Annotated in this window: 18 protein-coding genes; 8 read left to right on the forward strand and 10 right to left on the reverse strand. The window is 63.2% G+C overall.

What is annotated here, in order from left to right; all coding sequences use genetic code 11:
- Positions 1 to 141: 141 nt before the first annotated feature.
- The 4 genes from ACFI9K_RS11020 to ACFI9K_RS11035 all read left to right on the forward strand — a co-directional run bounded on the left by ACFI9K_RS11020 (position 142) and on the right by ACFI9K_RS11035 (position 3,998).
- Positions 142 to 621: a GNAT family N-acetyltransferase gene (locus tag ACFI9K_RS11020; RefSeq protein ID WP_462663531.1), complete on the forward strand. Its 480-nt coding sequence runs from the start codon at positions 142 to 144 to the stop codon at positions 619 to 621.
- 4 nt (positions 622 to 625) lie between these two features.
- Positions 626 to 1,381 (forward strand): class I SAM-dependent methyltransferase, encoded by a 756-nt coding sequence (locus ACFI9K_RS11025; RefSeq protein ID WP_462663532.1) that lies wholly within the window; start codon positions 626 to 628, stop codon positions 1,379 to 1,381.
- Positions 1,382 to 1,514: 133 nt separating this feature from the next.
- On the forward strand, positions 1,515 to 1,799 hold the full coding sequence (locus tag ACFI9K_RS11030) for a DUF1490 family protein (protein WP_462663533.1): 285 nt from the start codon (positions 1,515 to 1,517) through the stop codon (positions 1,797 to 1,799).
- An 18-nt stretch (positions 1,800 to 1,817) separates the two neighbouring features.
- Positions 1,818 to 3,998: a heavy metal translocating P-type ATPase gene (locus ACFI9K_RS11035; RefSeq protein ID WP_462663534.1), complete on the forward strand. Its 2,181-nt coding sequence runs from the start codon at positions 1,818 to 1,820 to the stop codon at positions 3,996 to 3,998.
- Here the strand turns inward: ACFI9K_RS11035 and ACFI9K_RS11040 are convergent, their stop codons facing one another.
- The gene (locus tag ACFI9K_RS11040) at positions 3,999 to 5,249 is read right to left on the reverse strand and encodes a KasA/KasB family beta-ketoacyl-ACP synthase (protein ID WP_462663535.1); all 1,251 of its coding nucleotides are present in this window, start codon (positions 5,247 to 5,249) and stop codon (positions 3,999 to 4,001) included.
- 31 nt (positions 5,250 to 5,280) lie between these two features.
- Between ACFI9K_RS11040 and ACFI9K_RS11045 the strand changes: the two genes are divergently transcribed.
- Positions 5,281 to 5,853: a TetR family transcriptional regulator gene (locus tag ACFI9K_RS11045; protein ID WP_462663536.1), complete on the forward strand. Its 573-nt coding sequence runs from the start codon at positions 5,281 to 5,283 to the stop codon at positions 5,851 to 5,853.
- 4 nt (positions 5,854 to 5,857) lie between these two features.
- Here ACFI9K_RS11045 and ACFI9K_RS11050 read toward each other — a convergent pair whose 3' ends face one another.
- The 3 genes from ACFI9K_RS11050 to ACFI9K_RS11060 all read right to left on the reverse strand — a co-directional run bounded on the left by ACFI9K_RS11050 (position 5,858) and on the right by ACFI9K_RS11060 (position 8,128).
- Positions 5,858 to 7,288, reverse strand: a complete 1,431-nt coding sequence (locus ACFI9K_RS11050) for a CoA transferase (protein WP_462663537.1) — start codon at positions 7,286 to 7,288, stop codon at positions 5,858 to 5,860.
- A gap of 166 nt (positions 7,289 to 7,454) precedes the next feature.
- Positions 7,455 to 7,712, reverse strand: a complete 258-nt coding sequence (locus tag ACFI9K_RS11055; protein ID WP_462663538.1) for a DUF3297 family protein — start codon at positions 7,710 to 7,712, stop codon at positions 7,455 to 7,457.
- Positions 7,713 to 7,897: 185 nt separating this feature from the next.
- Positions 7,898 to 8,128: a hypothetical protein gene (locus tag ACFI9K_RS11060; protein WP_462663539.1), complete on the reverse strand. Its 231-nt coding sequence runs from the start codon at positions 8,126 to 8,128 to the stop codon at positions 7,898 to 7,900.
- Between the two features lie 166 nt (positions 8,129 to 8,294).
- Between ACFI9K_RS11060 and ACFI9K_RS11065 the strand changes: the two genes are divergently transcribed.
- Positions 8,295 to 8,831: a hypothetical protein gene (locus ACFI9K_RS11065; protein WP_462663540.1), complete on the forward strand. Its 537-nt coding sequence runs from the start codon at positions 8,295 to 8,297 to the stop codon at positions 8,829 to 8,831.
- On the opposite strand, the gene dnaB is transcribed toward ACFI9K_RS11065, so the two are convergent.
- From dnaB to rpsF, 6 genes are all read right to left on the reverse strand, one after another.
- Positions 8,828 to 10,222: a replicative DNA helicase gene (gene dnaB, locus ACFI9K_RS11070; RefSeq protein ID WP_222091507.1), complete on the reverse strand. Its 1,395-nt coding sequence runs from the start codon at positions 10,220 to 10,222 to the stop codon at positions 8,828 to 8,830. The genes ACFI9K_RS11065 and dnaB overlap by 4 nt on opposite strands.
- Before the next feature lie 522 nt (positions 10,223 to 10,744).
- On the reverse strand, positions 10,745 to 13,012 hold the full coding sequence (locus ACFI9K_RS11075) for a SulP family inorganic anion transporter (RefSeq protein WP_462663541.1): 2,268 nt from the start codon (positions 13,010 to 13,012) through the stop codon (positions 10,745 to 10,747).
- A 226-nt stretch (positions 13,013 to 13,238) separates the two neighbouring features.
- Positions 13,239 to 13,694: a 50S ribosomal protein L9 gene (gene rplI / locus ACFI9K_RS11080; RefSeq protein ID WP_462663542.1), complete on the reverse strand. Its 456-nt coding sequence runs from the start codon at positions 13,692 to 13,694 to the stop codon at positions 13,239 to 13,241.
- Between the two features lie 15 nt (positions 13,695 to 13,709).
- Complete coding sequence (gene rpsR, locus ACFI9K_RS11085) at positions 13,710 to 13,952, reverse strand: 30S ribosomal protein S18 (protein ID WP_027495080.1); 243 nt, start codon at positions 13,950 to 13,952, stop codon at positions 13,710 to 13,712.
- Positions 13,953 to 13,994: 42 nt separating this feature from the next.
- On the reverse strand, positions 13,995 to 14,540 hold the full coding sequence (locus tag ACFI9K_RS11090) for a single-stranded DNA-binding protein (RefSeq protein WP_027495079.1): 546 nt from the start codon (positions 14,538 to 14,540) through the stop codon (positions 13,995 to 13,997).
- Between the two features lie 57 nt (positions 14,541 to 14,597).
- Positions 14,598 to 14,885, reverse strand: coding sequence for a 30S ribosomal protein S6 (gene rpsF, locus ACFI9K_RS11095; protein WP_008711385.1), 288 nt, complete (start codon positions 14,883 to 14,885; stop codon positions 14,598 to 14,600).
- Positions 14,886 to 15,046: 161 nt separating this feature from the next.
- On the opposite strand from rpsF, the gene ACFI9K_RS11100 reads away from it, so the two are divergent.
- Together ACFI9K_RS11100 and ACFI9K_RS11105 are read left to right on the forward strand one after the other, a co-directional pair.
- Complete coding sequence (locus tag ACFI9K_RS11100) at positions 15,047 to 16,438, forward strand: hypothetical protein (RefSeq protein ID WP_462663543.1); 1,392 nt, start codon at positions 15,047 to 15,049, stop codon at positions 16,436 to 16,438.
- Between the two features lie 21 nt (positions 16,439 to 16,459).
- On the forward strand, positions 16,460 to 17,158 hold the full coding sequence (locus ACFI9K_RS11105; RefSeq protein WP_462663544.1) for a response regulator transcription factor: 699 nt from the start codon (positions 16,460 to 16,462) through the stop codon (positions 17,156 to 17,158).
- Positions 17,159 to 17,221: the final 63 nt, after the last annotated feature.

A 17,221-nucleotide genomic window follows, 5' to 3' on the forward strand; every position in this document is an offset into this window, starting at 1 on the left:
GCTTGCTGTAGCCGCTGTGTTCATCTGGTACGGAGAGCACAGGACCTCTCCCGACAGGGGTGGTCCCGGGGCTGTACCTGCCGAGGGCGTCGAGGCGAAGAAGCCCGTTCAACGGGACAAATGACGGCTCGAGCATTCGAAATGACAGGCATACGTGAGGTCGAAGATTCCGACGGATTCGTCGAGGCCGCGCACATGTTGGTCGATTTCAACCGCGAGTACGACGACCCCGCACCCGAGCCCAATTGGCTTGCTGCGCATCTGCACACGCTGGTCCAATCCGGCGACACCAGCGTACTGACATTCGGCACTCCTGCGATCGGTGTTGCGGTTCTTCGCTTCCGGATCCAAACGTGGAGCGCCGACGTCGAGGCCTATCTCGCCGAGTTCTACATTCAGCCGAACCATCGCGGGAAGGGTTACGGCACAAACTTTCTCGATTCGGTCATCGAGCATGCACGCGACAGGGGTGCCACCTACATGGACCTCAATACCTCCGAGGACGACGACGCAGCTCGTCACGTCTACGAAAAGCGAGGCTTCGACTGCCACGAAGGCTGTGGCGTCGGACCGAACGCTCTCTATTACGAACTCGAGCTCGACCCGGGCGAGGTAACCTAGCCATATGGTTAGCCGAGATAACAATGCGACGTCGTTCGGGACCGCTGCTGAGGTGTACGAATCGGCTCGCCCCGAATACCCGTCGGACGCGGTTGATTGGCTGCTGGAACCTGCGTTCGCGTCGGCCCGAACGCCACGAGTCGCCGACGTCGGTGCAGGCACCGGCAAACTCACTCGCAGCATCGTTGCCGCCGGGTGCGACGCCATCGCCGTCGACCCTGATCCAGCCATGCTCGATGCCCTGAGCGTCGCGGTACCGGGTGTGCCGACCCTGGTCGGTACAGCCGAGTCATTCCCAGCAGACGACGGGAGTCTCGATGGAGTCCTACTCGGACAGGCCTGGCATTGGGTAGATCCAGTGGCCGCGTCCCATGAAATCGGCCGAGCGCTGCGACCCGGCGGCGTGCTGGGATTGATCTGGAATATTCGCGACGAGGCGCAGGACTGGGTCCGAAGACTCAACTCGGTGGTCTCACGTGGCGGAGCTTTATCGATGTTCGACGCCGGGCCGCCGCCGGTAGCGGAGCCCTTCGATCAACTAGAGCAGCGAGAATGGGTGTGGTCTCGCACGGTGAACCGGGGGCTGCTGACCGACCTGGTTCGATCGCGCAGTTTTTACATCACCGCGACGGCCGACGGGCGCAACGCTATAGATCGGGATCTGGCAACGTTGTTCGACGAATTGGGGCTGCAGGGTTCGACGACGATCGAGTTGCCGTACGTGACCAGAGCATTCCGCACCACCCGGCCGATCCGATGACGTCACCGGTCCACTCGCTCGCGCTCGATGACGAAACCGACAGACCCTCGTGCCCCCGCGAGTCGCTACTGCGGGCGAAAACGAATACGATTCCCAATAAGTTGATGTCGGTTCGAATTCGAGGAGCTACAACATGGCGTTTCCGATCATCGTCGCGAAGGCAGTATCGACGGTCGTGACCGGCGCAGTCGGCGTCGCCGCCTACAACGGTGCCAAGAAGCTGTACGAGAAGGCCCCCGTTCGCCAGGCTGCTGTCTCGGCAACCGAGCTGGGCCTCCGCGCCGCCCGGAAGGCAGAAGTCCATGCAGAATCGGCACGGTTGGCCGTGTCGGACGTCGTCGCCGAGGCGCGGGATCGAATCGGCGAAGAGGTTCCGCCGCCCTCTGTCACCGACACCGGCCACGGCCACGCGCACTGACCGCGACTGCTTTCGACTATGACGACCCTCGCCGAACGTCCCCTCGACATCGACGCGACGCACGCAGACGGAATCGAAATCCTCTCCGACGCTGCCGGTCGCATGCGACTGCGCGTCGACTGGCTCCGCTCGAGTCCGGGCCGAGCCGTTGCGGTCGAGGACCACGTGGACAAGATCCGCGGAGTGCGCGCAGTTCATGCGTATCCGCGAACTGCGTCGGTCGTCATCTGGTACTCCCGCACACGTATCGACAGGGCCGAACTCTTCGACGCGGTCCATGCCGGACGCACGACGAACTGGGCCCTGGTACCGGTACGTAGTCCGCGCTCAGCCGACGTCACCAGCGGCGACGTTCTGCGGATGACCATCGGCGGCGCGGCACTGGTCCTGCTCGGATTCCGCCGGTACGCGTTCCGTCGGCCGCCCCTCCTCGGTCCTACCAGCCGTCTCGTCGCCACCGGCGCGACGATCTTCACCGGCTACCCGTTCCTCAAGGGAGCCGTGCGCTCGCTGGCCGGAAACAGGACGGCAGGAACCGACGCACTCGTCAGCGCCGCAACCGTGGCCAGCCTCGTGCTGCGCGAGAATGTCGTCGCCCTCACGGTGCTGTGGCTGCTGAACATCGGTGAGTACCTGCAGGAATTGACCCTCAAGCGCACTCGACGCGCCATCTCCGATCTGTTGACCGGCACTCAGGACACCGCCTGGATCAGGCTGCCCGACGGCTCCGAAATCTCGGTCGACGTCGATCGACTGGAAATCGGCGACGAGGTGGTCGTACACGATCACGTGGGCGTTCCCGTCGACGGGACCGTGGTCGACGGTGATGCGGTCGTCGATCAGTCCGCTATCACCGGCGAGACCCTGCCGGTATCGATCGTCGCCGGCGACCGGATTCATGCGGGATCCGTCGTCGTCCGCGGCCGCCTCGTCGTACGCGCTTCGGCCGTCGGTCGCGACACCACGATCGGCCGCATCATCTCCCGCGTCGAGGAGGCGCAGGAGGATCGCGCACCGATTCAGACTGTGGGAGAGAATTTTTCACGCCGCTTCGTCCCCGCATCGTTCATCCTGTCGGCTCTGACGCTCGTCGTGACCCGCGATGTTCGACGAGCCATGACGATGCTGCTGGTCGCGTGCCCGTGCGCGGTTGGGCTGTCCACGCCCACGGCGATCAGCGCCGCCATCGGCAACGGGGCTCGTCGGGGAATTCTCATCAAGGGCGGATCGCATCTGGAACAGGCGGGCAGAGTCGACGCCTTCGTCTTCGACAAGACCGGCACCCTGACGGTGGGCCGCCCTGTCGTGACTAATGTCGTGTCTTTCCAGGATGATTGGGAGCCGGAGCAGGTGCTGGCCTACGCCGCCAGTTCCGAGATTCACTCTCGACATCCTCTGGCGGAGGCCGTCATCAGGAGTACCGAGGAGCGGCACATCGTCATTCCTCCGCACGAGGAGTGCGAGGTGATCGTCGGACTCGGCATGCGGACGGTCGCGGACGGGAGGACGCTGCTACTGGGCAGTCCCTCTCTTCTGCGGAGCGAGGACGTCGCTGTGTCCGAGGATGCACAGCAATGGGTTTCACGGCTACAGGGCGAAGCCGAGACGCCGCTGTTGTTGGCCGTCGACGGCGTACTCGTCGGCTTGATCAGCTTGCGAGACGAGGTCCGTGCCAACGCATCCGCCGTTCTGGATGCACTCCGCGCCGACGGCGTCGAGCGAATCATCATGCTCACCGGCGACCACCCGAAGACTGCGGCGGCAGTCGCAGCGGAACTCGGGATCACCGAGTGGCGGGCCGAGGTCATGCCGGACGAGAAGCTCGAGGCAGTGCGCGAATTGCAGGAGGCGGGCTACGTCGTGGCGATGGTCGGAGACGGTACCAACGACGCCCCCGCTCTCGCCGTCGCCGACATCGGCATCGCGATGGGGTTGGCGGGCACCGACGTTGCCGTCGAGACCGCGGACGTGGCCCTGGCGAGCGACGACTTGTCGCGCCTGCTCGACGTGCGTGACCTCGGCCGGCACTCGGTGTCCGTCATCCGCCAGAACTACGGGATGTCCATTGCCGTCAACGCTCTCGGCCTCGTCGTCAGCGCGGGTGGCGCATTGTCTCCCGTGCTCGCAGCGATCTTGCACAATGCTTCGTCGGTCGCGGTGGTCGGAAACAGTTCGCGTCTGATCCGATATCGAATCTGATCAGTAGCGCCCGAACGCGAGGGCGACGTTGTGACCACCGAACCCGATCGACGTGCTCAACGCGTAGTCGATACTTTGACTACGTCGGGAACCCACGACGTCGAGATCGACTGCGGAATCCTGGTTCTCCAGATTCAAGGTCGGCGGTACCTCGCAATCGCGGATCGTCAGCATTGTCAGTATTGCCTCCAGTGCTCCGACCGCACCGATCGAATGACCGAGCGCGGACTTCGGCGCGTAGACGGAGGCGTGGCCGACGACAGCGGCGATGGCTTTGGCCTCGGACAGGTCGCCTATCGGAGTCGCGGTTGCGTGTGCGTTGACGTGAGCGATATCCCGAGCACTCAAACCCGCTGTGCGAAGGGCTTTTTCCATCGCCTTACGAATTCCTCGTCCCTCCGGGTCGGGTGCCACGATATGGAATCCATCCGAGGTGATGCCCGCGCCCAGCAACCGACCATGAATCTGTGCACCACGAGCGACCGCATGTTGTTCCGACTCTACGATCAGCAGCGCTCCGGCTTCCCCGAACACGAATCCGTCGCGATCACGATCGAACGGCCTCGACGCGCGGGTCGGTTCGTCGTTCCGCGTGCTCATGGCACGCATCATCGAAAAGCTTGCGATCGGAACGGCATCGATATGCCCCTCCACACCACCCGCGATAACGACGTCCGCTTCGCCCGTCGCGATCAATCGCCATGCGTGAGCCAAGGCTTCCGAACCAGACGAGCACGCCGACACCGGTGTGAACACCCCAGCACGGGCCCCGACCTCGAGACCGATATGAGCCGCAGGGCCGTTCGGCATGACCATGGGCACCGACATCGGCGACACCTTTCGGTATCCACCTGCCCGCATCGCGTCGACGGCCCCGATCAAGGCGTCACCGCCACCGAGTCCGGTGCCCACTGCCACGGCGAGTCGGTCCGGGTCCATGCCGCGCAGACCGGAGGAACCCCACAGTCGACGCCCCAGCACTATCGCCAGCTGCTCGACAAAGGACAATCTGCGCTGCTCCACGCGGGTCAGATGATCGGACAGTGCCATCTGCAACACCCCGCCGATGCGGACCGGAAGGTCGTAATCCGAGACGAACGCACTCTCGAGGGGGCCTATTCCGCTACGACCGTCGAGCAAGCGCTCCCACGTGACGTCGGCGTCGTCCGCGAGCGCCGTCGTCGCCACATAACCGGTGACGACGGCGTGGTCTGAAGTTTGTGTAGCGATCGGTTCACTCATAGTGCCCATAAATACATGTAGCGACCGGTACAGTCAAACCGTGGCCCGTCCCCTCGATCATGACAAGCGAATCGAACTGCTCGGCCGCGTTGTCGAATACATCGGCACCCATGGACTCGACGACTTGACGCTTCGTCCGCTGGCCGCCGAACTCGGTACCAGCTCTCGAATGTTGATCTACTACTTCGATTCTCGTGAGAACTTGATCGTGCAGGCGCTGAGCAGCCAACGACCTGCGTTCGACGAGATGTTCGGCGACGTGCACGATTACGCGCAGCTCGAGCAGAGACTGCATCGCCTGTGGATGTCGATGTCCGATGGAGGAGATGCAGTCAGCTCACGAATCCTGATGCAAGTCATCGGTATTGCATCGATCAAGTCCGGTGTGCTCGCGGACTTCGCACGCGACAGCGTACGTGCCCTCACAAACGCCTTGGCCGCCGCCATGGCCCGTTGCGGGATGGACTCCGCAGCGGCACTCGTCCAGGCAACAACCGTGGGTGCGGCTTTTCGAGGACTGCTTCTGGACCGCTTCACCACAGGGGACTCCGGACGCACCGATGCGGCCGCCGCGATGCTGTTCCGCGCAGCAGCGCAACACAGTTCGCGCTAGACACTCACCACTGCAACGGTGAGCTTCCCAGGGTCCGCGGCACTCCCCACACCGGCGTGGGTAGGTCGCCGAACGTCAGCGGAAGTACAGGCTCGGCGATCGGTCCGAATGGAGAGTCCACGGTCACCAGGTCGATGTTCGGTCGACTGGGCCGGGGGAGTGCGGCTACATCGTCCTGATCGAACAGGCCGAGGTCCTGTACCCACATGCACACCCGAGCGAGGTTGACGCGGACCCGCCAGGAACCGCCCACGATCGCACGACGACGCAGCGCCGCTACCGTTCCGGCTGCGCCCAAATAAGCCGCAAGGTAGTCGTTGAGCAGGTAGGTAGGCGGAAGTGACGGACGCCCATCGAAGTTCTCGGAATCAGCGAACCCCGTTGCAGAGCAGGCCAGTTGGTCGAATCCACCGCGCGCTCCCCACGGTCCGTCCGCACCCCAGCAGTGATACTCGCACACCACCACCCCTGGACGAACTGCGGCCAGTTCGTGTGCTCCGAAGCCCCGCCGATCCATGCCGCGGTAGGAGTCGACCACGACATCGGCACCCGCACACAACCGGCGAAACGCTTCACTCTGTTCCGGATCCCGCAGGTCGGCAAAAGCATTTCGCTTTCCTCCTCCTGTCATCGCCACCATCGCGTTGGGATCTGGCAGGTCCGGCCTGGACACATGCATCACGTCGGCACCGAACGCTGCCAGTAAACGCGTCGAGACCGGTCCCGCGATGACGTGGGTGAGGTCGGCCACCCGAAGCGAGCCGAGTGGGGGCCACTCCGAGGCGCTGGGCAATGCCTCGCGAGGTCCCGGGCCTATCTGCTCGAGTTCGATCACCCCTCGCCCCAGTAGGTAGCGGGCCATCTCCGAAGAACGCCACTCCTCGGTGCTGCGCACGACGGCAGCAACGCCTCCGCCGGCAACCACAGCCTGCTCCAGGGCATCAGCATCCCAGTGAAGTGCCGCCTCAGCGATTCGATCGGGAAACGGCGGGCAATTCAGCGCTCGACACACGGCGTCACGCAGGCCGGCGTAGGTGGTGATCAGAAAGATCCATCGCCCATCCCGACACTGATAGAAATCGTTGTTGCCCAGTGCGCGAGGATCTTCGACCAGATGCGCCGCGGGTACGCCCGACACCGTAGTGAGGTAGGACGCGCGGAGCTGATCGATTGCGTCCTCCGCCTTCACCGTGACGGTCTGCGGAGAAAGCCCTGCATCCTCGGCAATGCCTGCGATCTGGAGTCCGAACGCCGCAATAGCGGCCGAGGTCGCGTCCGCGAGTCGATGTGGAGACGGGACGAGTGGATCACTCCCCACTACGGTCGCCCGGGACCGAATCGGATGACCATCGACGGCGAGCAGAGTATCGAGTTCGTTTATGACGGAGGCGGTTCGAGCACCGTCGACCGCGTCGTGCAAGTAGGTGTTGGTCATGCATCCACCATTGCGTGGACGTATCCGCCTGGCATGTGTCTACGTATATCCGGAAGGTCTTGAACACGGGCAAGTGCCGCCACTCGCCGTCGAACCTAGGGACCGCGCCTGCCATCGCACTGTTGTTTGCTGCCCGACGGCTACTCGGCTCAGACGCCGAGGCTTGCTACTGTGCGTCGCGGAAGTACGGTTCGACCGTGCCCTTGAGCTTGACGAGCATGGGGTTTCCGTAGCGATCCTTGGCGGTCGGAACTTCGACGCGCACCCAGCCCTCGGTGACGTTGTATTCGCGAATACTCGTCTTCTCGACGCCGTTGAAGCGAATGCCCACGTCGCGGCGAAGAACTTCTTCGTCGTAGAACTTGCTGCGCGGATCGATGGAGAGATGATTCGGGGGAACGTCTGCGTTCTGGTCCTCGGGCATGATTACTTTCGTCGATTGCTGCGTCGGATGATGCGGTCGATCTCAGCGAGAATACGCGACCCAGCGTTGGACCAGCGCCGTTGGTGTTGGTTAGCGACCTCGGAGATGCTGTCCGCGCACACGCACATAGCGAGAGTGGTTCGGGACGGGCATCCGTGTCGCGTCCCGGAGCATCAACGCGCAGGTCAGCCGAGAAGGGCTGCGGGGGAGACGCAGCCGACACTGCCCATGATCGTGCAGTGACCCGGTAGGAAAAGCCGAATGATGTCGTCGACCTGCGCCACGGTCAGACCCGACGATCCGAAAGTCGGTGGCACCGGATCGGTGGGAGCAGCCGATGCGGAGGGGGCTGCGCCCAGCATTGCCACAGCAACGAAGCTGGATACGACCAGGGTGCGCACGCGGTTCGATTTCATGTTCGGCCTCTCGTCGGATCGGTGGCGTCACCATAAACCGAACGCTGGGTTTGTTCAACCCCTGTGCGCGGGCGAAACGACGTCTCGATTGCTGCCCGGTATTCCGCAGGACAGTGGGGACGAAGACAGTTGACCGTCGCCGCCGCACGAGCGCAGACTCGGGTTCGTGGATCTCGAGCACGTCGTCGTCGCCGTCGGCGACCCCATCATCGGACGCGGCACACTCGTGGCGGATTCCGACGGTTCGCTGTTCATCGAACCCGATAGTCCCAATCGGACACCGGAGTCCTCGAGTGTGTCGCGGCTACCGTTGATCGGTTCCGATCTCGATGCCTCCTCGGCCGGCAACCTGGTAACCATTGCCGGAACCTTCCGGGCGGACGGGATTCATGTGCGCGACATACGGATCGTCGAAGCGACTCCATTTCCCGGCACACCCACACTGAGGATTCCTGGACCGCTCCACGGGAACTGGACACGCGAGGACGTACTCGAAACAGTCGAACATGACATGCCGGCCGGAAACGAACTGCTGGCCGGTAGCGGCGGGGCACGAAATCCCGACGGGTCGCACACGTTCACACTCTTCTTCCTCTACGTAGACGACCAGGCCGCCGCGTGGCTGCGGCGTCCTCATCCCGGCCCGATCGACGTGTGGACCGCACTGACGAAAGATCTGCGGTCTACCGACTGCTCCGACTAGCCCCGCGCCATATCCACGAACCGCGACAGGTGAAGCTGGTGCGCCACAGTGATTGTCGCTGTCGGACCGTTACGGTGCTTGCCGAGGATCAGGTCGGCCTCACCGCCGCGGGGGTCGTCTCGCTCGATCGCGTCGGGGCGGTGCAGCAGAATCACCATGTCGGCGTCCTGCTCCAAGGAGCCGGACTCACGGAGATCCGAGACCATCGGCTTCTTGTCGGTTCGCTGCTCCGGACCACGGTTGAGCTGGCAGACAGCGACCACCGGGCATTCGAGTTCCTTGGCCAACAGCTTGAGCTGACGGGAAAAGTCCGAGACCTCCTGCTGCCGCGACTCGACCTTCTTGCCGGACGACATCAGCTGAAGGTAGTCCACCACAATGAGTTTCAGGCCGTTGCGCTGCTTCAGGCGTCGCGCCTTCGCACGGATCTCCATCATCGTCAGGTTCGGGGAGTCGTCTACGAACAGCGGTGCTTCGCTGATCTCGCTCATGCGCCGGGCCAACCTGGTCCAGTCGTCGTCGGTCATCTTTCCCGAACGCATGTCACCGAGCTTGATCTTCGCCTCCGCGGACAACAGACGCATGACGATCTCGGTGCGACTCATCTCCAGAGAGAAAATGACACTGGGCATACCGTGCTTGATGGAGCACGAGCGCATGAAATCCATACTTAGGGTCGACTTACCCACGCCAGGTCTAGCCGCGACAATGATCATCTGACCAGGGTGAAGACCGTTGGTGATTTCGTCGAGTTCGGCGAATCCCGTCGGCACGCCGAGGGAGATGCCGCCGCGACTGGCGATGGAGTCGATTTCGTCCATCGTGGGCTGCAGCAGCTCTTCCAGAGGCAGAAAGTCCTCGGAGGTGCGTCGCTCGGTGACTTCGTAGACCTCGGCCTGCGCGCGGTCGACGACCTCGGCGACGTCCTGGCCGTCGGCACCTGCGTAACCGAACTGCACGATGCGCGTGCCGGCCTGCACGAGGCGTCGGAGGATCGACTTCTCCGCGACGATCTCGGCGTAGTAACCAGCGTTGGCTGCCGTGGGCGTCGTCTGAGTGAGCGTGATCAAGTAGGGCGGGCCACCGATGCGCTTGAGCTCGCCGCGTCGATCGAGCTCGGCCGAGACGGTCACCGGGTCGGCAGGCTCACCGCGGCTGTAGAGATCCAGAATCGCGTCGTACACGTTCTGGTGCGCCGGCCGGTAGAAGTCTCCCGGCCGCAGCACCTCGAGCACGTCGGCAATGGCGTCTTTGCTCAGCAGCATGCCGCCCAACACGGACTGCTCGGCGGCCATGTCCTGCGGAGGTTGGCGACCGAAGTCCTCACCGGGCCCCTCGCTGGAGGAGGAGCCGGAGTAGTCGGACTGTCCTCGATCGTCCACAACTGCCACGCGAACCGGCCGTCCTCTCCCCATAGTCGTCAGCACCGCCGAATATCACTCGGCCGTGCTCTCGAGCAAGTTCTACCCCCGGGCACCGACATGTCCTGACCGCCACCGGATTCACGCAGTCTCGTCGCCGTTCACGGCCGTCGAGAGAGACGCTGCACGGACGTTAAGCGCAATCGGCAGTAGTCACAACACGGCCTGGGGATGAATCTGTGGATGAAATGTGGATGGGCTTGAACAACGGTGTTGACCACCTGGGGATAACCTGGGTATAACTTCGGCGGTTTTGCCTGTTCAGCCTGGTCGACGGGTGTACATAAAGTTTTCTTCCTGTGCATTGATTCTGGATCGGCGTGTCGGTCGAATTGACAGCTCGGGCGTGTTGAGTAAATGCCGAGTGAACCCCAGGGTGAACTAGGTCACAGAGTCTGGGATTCATCACATAAACAGACCGCTGTCCCGTTTCCACGGAAACGGCCCGATTCCAGACTTGGAATCGGACCCCTCGTCACCGCCGATCAGGCGTCACTGCGGGCAATCGGCCGGATCGAGCACTGTGACCTCTCTGGTGCCGATCCGGAGCACCCGGGCCGTCGGAATGTCGAAGAACAGCCCGGTGATGTGCAGGCGGCCCTCGGCGTGGGCGCGCCCCACCACCCGGTGGCGAGTGAGCGTCTGCAACTGCACGGCCACGTTCACCATGGCGAGTTGATCCGCCTCGCCGAAACCGAGCTCCGCTGCCTGACGACCCACCACGTGCCCGCTGCGGTACGCGTCCACACTCGCCACCGCGTGACCCAGCCATTCCGCCACGGACTCGTCGGCGGCATTCTCCGGCCCACTCAGCACCGCTTTCATGGCACCGCAGCCAGAGTGCCCGCACACCACCACCGACGAGGTGCCCAGCTGATCCACACCGAACGCCAACGCAGCCTCCACGGAGCAATCCTGCCCCTTGGCGGGAACGAGGTTGCCCATGTTGCGGACCGTGAACAGATCGCCCGGGCCACTACTGGTGATCGTGTTGGGCATGACGCGCGAATCCACGCAGCAAAGAAAGAGGGTGTCCGGATCCTGCTTGTCGGTCAACCCCTCGAGGTGCGGACGAATATTGGGAGCATGAGTGCGGTGGTATTCGGCCACGCCGCTCATCACCGCCCGTAGCGCTACCGGCGAATCCTTCTGCGTCACATCGCTCTTGACCTGCCATGCGCGCCACGGAGCCAAGGAACTGCGGATCGTCGCAGACCCACGCTTGGGTGGCCCCTCGGCAGCGGCAGCCATCGAGGCTGTACCCACTTCCTCGACTTTCACTGTGCCGCCGCCGAGTTCGTGTTGCCGCATCCACTCGTTCAACGCGTCGTGCACCGCGTGGTCCAGGAAGTCGACGCCCAAGCGCACGGTGACGGTTGTACCCACAGGGACTGTCGAGAGCACGTGAGTCAGTCTCGGGAGCGCTAGGAAACTCAACGAACCCTCTACGACGACGCGCCAGGTACCGTCCACCGCTTCTTCTGCTCGGACCTTCGCCCACACCACGCGACGCAGAACCAAGATGATCGACAGCGCCAATCCGATCAACACGCCTTCGAGCAAATTGAGGGCCACCACACCGACGACGGTCACTGCATAGACCGCGATGTCGCCGGTCTTGTTGGCAATCTTGATGTCCGCCAACTTGATCAACTGCACACCGATCATCACCAACAGACCGGCGAGTGCAGCGAACGGGACGAGTTCGACGATCGAGATGAACAGCACCGAGAAGATCAGAATCCACACGCCGTGCAGAATGGCCGACGCACGAGACTTGGCACCGACCTTGACGTTGGTGGCACTACGCACGATGACGCCGGTGATCGGCAGACCACCGATGGCACCGGACGCCATGTTGCCCACACCCTGTGCCATCAACTCGCGGTCGAAGTTGGTGCGCTCGCCGCTGTGCATCTTGTCGACGGCAACCGCGGACAACAGACTTTCGACGCTGGCGATCAACGCGATGGTGATGACTCCGGTGACGAATGCGCTCCATTGCCCATCGGGCATGATCGGAAAGCTCAGTGCTTCGATCAGGTTGCCCGGCAACTCTATTCGCTCGACGTCGAGGGAGAACAGGATCGAGACCGCGGTGGCGGTGACCACTGCGACGAGTGCGGCGGGAACCTTGGCGACCTTCGCCAACACACTGGACAGCTCGGCCAATCGTGGCCAGGCGAACATGAGCACGACCACGATTCCGCCGACGACGATCGACGGCCATTGGCCGTTCGCGACGGACGTGGGGATCGCGAGGAGGTTCTGTACGGCCGAACTCTCGGACTCACCCCCGAGCAGTACGTGAACCTGTTGCAGCGCAATGGTTGTACCGATACCAGCGAGCATGGCGTGCACCACCACGGGCGAGATGGCAAGGGCGCTGCGCGCAATGCGGCTCATGCCCAACATGATCTGCACGGCACCGGCCAGGACGGTGATGGCGCACGTTACTGCCCAACCGAATTGGTTGACCAACTCCGCCACCACCACGGTCAGACCCGCCGCGGGGCCGCTGACCTGCAACGGCGAACCGCCGAGAATACCGGCAAGAATACCGCCGACCACGGCGGCGATGAGGCCGGCCATGATCGGTGCGCCGGAGGCAACGGCAATGCCGATCGAAAGCGGCACTGCCACAAGGAAAACGACGAGTGATGCCGGAAGGTCGTACTTGATCACCGACCCGAACCGAGACGGCGGCTCGGATCGGGTCGTCGGGCTGGGTTCCGAGTCGTGCTCTGCTGTTGTTGTCACGGCAGTTCCTCCGGGCGTCTAGGCGTCAGGTCGGTCGATCTGTTCCGGCGTCGAATGTCGCCCCCACGTAAAGGGTACGCAAACCTTGGCTGAAGCAGCCATAGAGAGAGATCGTTCACAATCCGGAAACCGTTGTGACAGTTGATTTTTGTGAGATGGCACGAAAAAACCCCACGAACCGGAGTTCGTGGGGTTTTTGTCAGCCGTTTCGGGCCGAAAGCTGAAATCAGCTTCCGACGACCTCCAGCTTGAACTTGGCGGTCACGTCGGGATGCAGGTTCACGACGATGTCGTGCTTGCCCGTGGTCTTGACGTGAGCCTTCGGCAGATCGATGCTGCGCTTGTCGACAATCGGTCCACCGGCAGCCTTGAGTGCAGAAGCGACGTCCGACGCGGTGACCGAGCCGAACAGCTTGCCCGAATCGCCAGCAGTCTTGACAGACAGCGTGACGGACTCGAGGCCCTCGATGGCCTGCTTGAGCTCGTTGGCGTGCTCGAGTCCGCGAACGGCACGAGCTTCCTGCGCGCGGCGAATGCCGTCGACCTGCTTCTGAGCTCCACGGGTGGCCTGAATGGCCAGTCCGCGGGGCAGCAGGAAGTTACGGCCGTAGCCGTCCTTGACCTCTACGGTGTCGCCAGGCGCACCGAGGTTGTCCACATCAGCGGTGAGGATCAGTTTCATACCAATCGCCCCTTTCTATCGAGCCGTCGCGGCGTAGGGCAGCAGTGCTACCTCACGCGAGTTCTTCACGGCAACGGCCACGTCACGCTGATGCTGGACGCAGTTGCCGGTGACACGGCGAGCACGGATCTTTCCGCGATCGCTGACGTACTTACGGAGCAACGTCGTGTCCTTGTAATCGATCGCCGTGTTCTTTTCCTTGCAGAAGGAACACGCCTTCTTCTTGAGCACCTTGTCGCGCAATGGCGGTTTGGGCATGGGTCTTTCTCCGTTACATCTGGTTGTTCTCGATCGAAGGATCTAGAACGGTGGCTCTTCGTCTCCGCCACGTCCGCCGAAGGAGCCCGATGCCGCCGGGGCACTGCCCCAGGGATCGTCTCCGCCGGAACCGGAGTTGGAGGAGGAGTTCGAGCGGCCGCCGCCCGATCCGCCGGAGGAACCCGAGCCGGAGTTGAAGCCGCCTCCGCCGCCACCTCCACCGCGATTGGCCTTGTTGACCTTTGCGGTGGCGTAGCGAAGTGAAGGTCCGATCTCGTCGACTTCGAGCTCGACGACTGTCCGCTTCTCACCCTCGCGCGTCTCGTACGAACGCTGCCGCAGCCGTCCGCTCACGATCACTCGTGAGCCTCGGGTCAGACTCTCGGCAACGTTCTCCGCTGCCTCGCGCCAGATGTTGCAGCGCATGAACAGCGCGTCGCCGTCTTTCCATTCGTTCGTCTGGCGATCGAATGTGCGCGGGGTGGATGCAACCGTGAAGTTGGCAACCGCCGCACCGGCGGGGGTGAATCGAAGTTCGGGATCAGCCGTCAAGTTTCCGATGACGGTGATGACGGTCTCGCCTGCCATGGTTCCTCTTTCAGTAGTAAGCGTTGTGAGTGCCAGCCTAGGGCCGGTCACCGACAATTACTTGCCCTGTCGCAGGACCTTCGTACGCAACACGGACTCGTTGAGTCCGAGCTGACGATCCAGCTCGCTGACGGTGGCAGGCTCGGCGTTGAGGTTCACAACGGCGTAGATGCCCTCGGCATGCTTGAGGATTTCGTAAGCCAGACGACGCTTGCCCCACACATCGACCTTGTCGACGGTGCCGCCATCCTTGCGAACGACGTTGAGGAACGTATCGAGCGACGGAGCGACAGTGCGCTCGTCCAGATTGGGGTCGAGAATGACCATCAATTCGTAATGACGCATAAGACCTCATCACCTCCTGTGGACTAGTGAAAACGGCCACGGACTATCCGTGGCAGGAGGGTCGTTGCGTCAGCAACCCCTCGAAGATACACGACAGGTCGCTGACCTGCTAATTCCTGTCGGACGTACAGTCCCGACCCAGCGCGTCATAGTCTTGCACCATGCGATCCGGGGTCCGCGCCAATCCGACGACGATCGTCGTGGTCGTCGCGATGGCTGCACTCGGACTGATCCTGGGATATCTGAACAAGGCCCGCTGCGCGGTTGCGCCGTTCGACGCGTCGGGGCGAAGCACGATGTTCGACGCGATCAAGGATTCCTCGGTCTGCTACTCCGACATCCAGTTCCTGTGGCTCGGCCGCGATATCGACAACCACATCTTCCCGTACATCCACGGGGCCATCACCAGCGACGGAGTCCTCACCGGGGGGACGGTGGAATATCCGGTCCTCAGCGGTGTGCTGATGTGGCTCGGCGCGATCCCGGCCCACACCGACGCGCAATTTCTGCTGACCTCGGCCCTGATACTCGCACCTTTCGGACTACTCACCGCCTGGATGCTCGGCCGCATGGCCGGTTGGCCGGCCTTGCTGTGGTCGATCGGCCCACCGCTGGTGATGTACGCATTCCACAACTGGGAGTTGCCCGTCGTCGCTGCCGCCGTCGGCGCGGTCTTCGTCATGACGTTGCCGATGCCGTTGCGGCGGCGGGCGGTCATCGCGTCGGTACTGCTGTCCGTCGGATTCTGCCTCAAGCTCTATCCCGGCGCATTCGTCCTGCCACTGATCGCCTACGTGGTCACCGGCGGAATCGACGGCCGCGAGTCCGGACGCCGTTTCGACATCCGAGGTGGCCTGATGGTCGCCGGTGCCGCCATCGGGACCGTGGCCGCGGTGAATCTGCCGTTCGCCGTACTCGGCTACGAGGGGTGGCGCGCCTCGTTCACGTTCCAATCGTTGCGGCAGGCCGACCTGACGACCAACTCCATCTGGTATTGGGGACTTCGCCATCTGTACATCACCGACCGGATGACTCCCGACGCCTACGCCGAGGCCGAGGCGTCGTTCCAGAATCTGGTCGATGTCGCGTCGCCGCTGCTGGTGTTTCTCGCCTTCGCTCTCGCGCTGTGGCTGGGCTGGCGTCGCGCGAAGGTTGTCGGCACCTACCCGTGGGTTGCGGTCAGCGGATCGATGCTCTGCGGATTCATGCTGCTGCACAAAGTGCACTCACCGCAGTACACACTCTGGCTGCTGCCGTTCCTGATCCTGCTGCGGGTTCCGTGGGGTCTGGTCGGCGCGTATCTGGTGGTCGATGCGTCGATGGGAATCGGCGTCTTCAAATATTTCGCGGCGCTCGCCTCGGGTACGGACGCCAACGACGAGGAGTTCTTCGTGCTCGTCGGAGTATGGGGCCGGGCGCTGCTGCTGGTGGTGTTCTTCGTGCTGTTCATCCGGGCTCGGATGCGCGTCCCTTTCCCGGGCGAAACCGACCAGTCGTCTGTAATATCGCCTCGACCAGCAGAGATATCGCTGACGACATCACCGGGGCAATAGCACGCAGAGCGGGGCGGGATCATGACACAGCTTCAGCACGGTCATGGGAAGACGGAGGAACCGAGCACCGCGGTACGCCGCGTCGGACTCGTCGAAGATCACGAATCCGTGGCTCTCGGCCTCCAGGCGATGCTCGCCGACGAACCCGACCTCGAATTGGTGTGCATGGTCGCCACGGTCGGCGAGTTGCTGGCTCAGCAGCAGAACCTCGATCTGGTGGTATTGGACCTCCGTCTCGGCGACGGCTCGTCCCCGAGGTCCAACGTGGAGCAACTGCACGCCGCCGGAGCGCGCGTGCTGGTCTACACCGGTGCCGAGAACGCTTTTCTGGTGCGCTCGGCTGCGCGTGCCGGTGTACTGGGTGTGGTGCGCAAGTCCGCCCCCGCTGCCGCTATCGTCTCTGCGATCCGGCGCGCCGCCAGCGGTGGCCAGGTCGTCACGACGGATTGGGCCGCTGCGATCGACGGCGATCCGCAGCTACCCGACGTCGGGCTCAGTCCACGTCAACGCGAGGTACTCGCGCTGTATGCGTCGGGCGAAAAGGCCGCACGAGTCGCCAGTCTCGCCGGACTGTCCGAGCAGACCGTCAACGACTACCTCGTGCGCATTCGGAACAAGTACGCCGAGGCAGGGCGTCCGGCACCGACGAAGACCGATCTGTACAAGCGGGCCGTCGAAGACGGTTGGTTGCCGATGCCCGAACTGCCGCCACGGGATTGATACACAATTCCAGCGCGGAGGAACGTCTCGCGCGCGACGGCGGTCTTGCTGTGGTTCAACCCA

The sequence above is a fragment of the Rhodococcus sp. PSi06 genome, from assembly GCF_054960675.1.